The 2928-nt window shown below is 43.0% G+C and carries 4 protein-coding genes; all 4 read right to left on the bottom strand.

Annotated elements, in window-relative coordinates; all coding sequences use genetic code 11:
- The coding region (locus tag B3157_RS00085) for a transposase (RefSeq protein ID WP_292587841.1) at positions 1–510 on the bottom strand (510 nt) is incomplete at its 3' end.
- Positions 511–796: 286 nt separating this feature from the next.
- Positions 797–1237 carry a hypothetical protein gene (locus B3157_RS00080; protein WP_292587839.1) on the bottom strand — a complete coding sequence of 147 codons (441 nt, stop codon included), beginning with the start codon at positions 1235–1237 and terminating at the stop codon, positions 797–799.
- 36 nt (positions 1238–1273) lie between these two features.
- A complete protein-coding gene (locus tag B3157_RS00075) occupies positions 1274–1714 on the bottom strand; it encodes a helix-turn-helix domain-containing protein (RefSeq protein ID WP_292587837.1) in 441 nt (146 codons plus the stop codon).
- 24 nt (positions 1715–1738) lie between these two features.
- Positions 1739–2185, bottom strand: a complete 447-nt coding sequence (locus tag B3157_RS00070; protein ID WP_292587835.1) for a hypothetical protein — start codon at positions 2183–2185, stop codon at positions 1739–1741.
- Positions 2186–2928: the final 743 nt, after the last annotated feature.

The raw sequence follows: 2928 nt of genomic DNA, 5'->3' as shown, positions 1-2928 counted from the left end.
ATCGTTGTGTTGCTGCGTGTTTCCCTGGTCGTTCTGTTTTGTAATGTCACCATCGTTATCTCTGGATAAAGGCGGTTCTTCTTTTGTTGGTCTTTCAGCTCTTTGGATGTATTGTATGATCATGTCGTTGATGTCTTTTGCATTCTCAAAGCCAAAGCGCCTTCTGAAATGCACCATCATGGATGCGTCAAACAATGGAACCACCTGGTATTCTTTCATTCCCAGAAAATACTGCAAATACGGGTTCTCCGCAACCTGTGCTGCTGTCTCTTCATCGGTGTAGTTCTTCATCGCCTGTATTACCAGTGCACCAAATGCGATCCTTGCACTCTTTGCAGGTGCTCCCATTCCAGAGTCTGCAAACAATTTAGCATATCTGTCTTCAATCTCTTTCCACGGTATGATCTCACTCAGTCGAACCCATTGATTCTCTTTTGACAGTACTCTTGTCAGTGATCCTCCGAATCCAACCATTTCCATCTGGTTCTCTTTATGTCTCCTCAGAAACATCTTCGTCATCACCTCGGCGCAAGCTTTTTGAGTCTATACCTTGTTTCCCCTTGCACCATTATACCACATTATTCGCCTGTACTTCACTATTCATGCGCTTTGTATGCTTTTTCAGGAAGCCCTATATTAGCTCGACCACGTATCGATAACATGTATCTCAAATGTGGCAGTCTGTGCATTGCACGCGATAACACGCTTGTTATTGAATTTTTTTCCTCGAAGCGACGCTCTCAAGAATGTTCTTTCCCGACTGTTAATATCGAAGAAACGTGATGCTAAAAGAAGTTCAGACGGAACTTGAGTTTTTTGCTCTATGGCTTGCAACTTTCATCTTGGCACTTGCAACTGATCTATTTTGGAGGACAGTGGACCGATGACGGACAACGTTGTTTTCATGTGAACCATAGTGGTTTATTCCCTTAGAATGTGGGTGCCCCCGTAGGCGGAGCAGTAGAAAGGGTGTGCTTAATCTCTCTTTTCTGTCCTTAGAAGCACTCTCACAGACTTCTGTCTTCGATTTCACCTTCATGTGGAAATGGAGTCTGACCCTATTTAGAGCTAGAATATCCTCAAGCCAGTCAGGCATATCGATGCCATCTGGAAGGAAACCTTCTATGAGGTCGATCAGACCGATTGCCAACTCGCGTGGATTGAAGTTGTTGAAAATGGGGTCGAGTATTCTCAGGTCCTCCAGTAGATCAACCAAACCTTCGGGATCAAAGCTCAATACGTAATCTTCTTCATGTGAAAATGGAGTCTGACCCTATTTATAGCTATTCATTGTTTCAATGCTCTGCTTGCCTGCACCATCCACCACTTGTTCGTATATAGATACAAGAACTTCAATAAGCTCTGATTCCCCCATTCCAGTCTTTTCGACGAGTCTTTCAAGTGCTTCTTTCGCCTTAGAGTTAAGCTCTACAACAGAGTCCGCTTTCGGTGTGATGCGCAGTTTTCCTCCAAGAGCATTGACGAGTGTTTGCATAGTTTTGAATGAAAGATTCTGTTTGCCAGCTTCGATGCGTGAAAGAGTAGGCACAGCTATACCTGTAAGATTACTTAGATCCTTTTGTGTCAGACCTTTTTCGATTCGCAAATCAGTAAGCGCGTTTACAAAATCAAATAACGGACTGAATTCTTCCTGGGCTTTCTGGTACCCCTCATTCTTCTCAAGTCTCTTGAGAAGTTGCTCAAATGTTGCCATATTACTCACACCCTCCTAATGACATCAAAACATAGAAATGTATCGCCTGTATCTTTGTTTTGCCGTATCTATATCTCTCTTCTGCTCTGCCTTACTTCCTTTGAAACCTGCACAAACAAATACGATGGTCTTAGTCTGCCTATGAGCGCCAAAATAGATGCGTATTTGCTTCTTAAGGAGCGTCGATTTGTCCCTGTACTCAAAGATGTCGGATGATGCTATTCCTTTTAAATGCTGGTCGTAACACTCCTGGGTGACTCCTTTTCCCTCTGCCAGTCTCTTTATGAACAAGTTCAGTATTCTTGCGGCCGTCGCACTATCCTTTTCATAGAGGGTATCAATGAAATCACCGACATAATCGTTGCCGCCTTCTTCATCGAAAAAAAAAACTGAGTAATTCTTCCATCTAACAAGTCCCATAACTGCTCCAACAGACATGTTAATGTTAGCATATATGTTAATATAAGTCAAATCTTCGCTATTGTCTGGATAATGCCTTCGGCAAAAGTACAGCAATTCTTTCCTGACTATAAGAACCAACATTAGCATGCGGCAAAGAGGATGTTGCTCATTAGTTTTCAAAGCAACTCTATTCGAAGTAGGGTCTTGAAGTCTGTAAATGTCTTCAGAATCGTGCGCAGTGTCTTTCAGTTTGTTCCACCAGCTTCTTCCCGCCGGTGTAGATCCGCAAGATGTAATTATGCCCTTGAGTAATCAGAAGGCTTTCACGACTTAAAGCCGTTCTTTTCTAGAAAGTCTTCCACTGCTGTAGTCGAGAAAATCAAGAACTCTTTGATATCTTCCTTACTTCTTCTATGTTTTTTTGCGTTCACTTCCTTAGCTTATCGAGGGCGAAGTCATGAGCTCGATAATCAAATCATCTAAAGATAATGCAGTGAAAAAGTCCGCGGCTGCCAGAAAAGCCATGGAGTGATCTCTCTGCATGGGGGTGTCTTCGTGGGCGTAGCAGGAAAAAGGCTCCGTCTTTTCTTTTTGTGTATAAGTAGCCCCTCACAGTTTTTTGCCTTCGATTTCTCGTTTAGTGTGAAAAATGGAGTCTGACCCTATTTAATATGAACCGCTTTCCGCTGATGAAAAACCACGTTGACCGTCATCGGTTCTCCGTTCTCCGAGGAAAACTCGTTCTTCGTTCCAGAGCGAGGACCTGTTCTTCGTTCTTGGTTAAGCCAAGAAGAAGAAGATCGAAAACAAGA

The sequence above is a fragment of the Mesotoga sp. UBA5557 genome, assembly GCF_002425715.1.
Classification (GTDB): domain Bacteria; phylum Thermotogota; class Thermotogae; order Petrotogales; family Kosmotogaceae; genus Mesotoga.
This window is presented reverse-complemented; position numbering and strand designations above follow the sequence as displayed.

What these genes read in the sequence shown, in the direction of transcription:
- B3157_RS00075 (WP_292587837.1), bottom strand. Translation starts at nt 1,714, where the DNA reads ATGGCAACATTTGAGCAACTTCTCAAGAGACTTGAGAAGAATGAGGGG.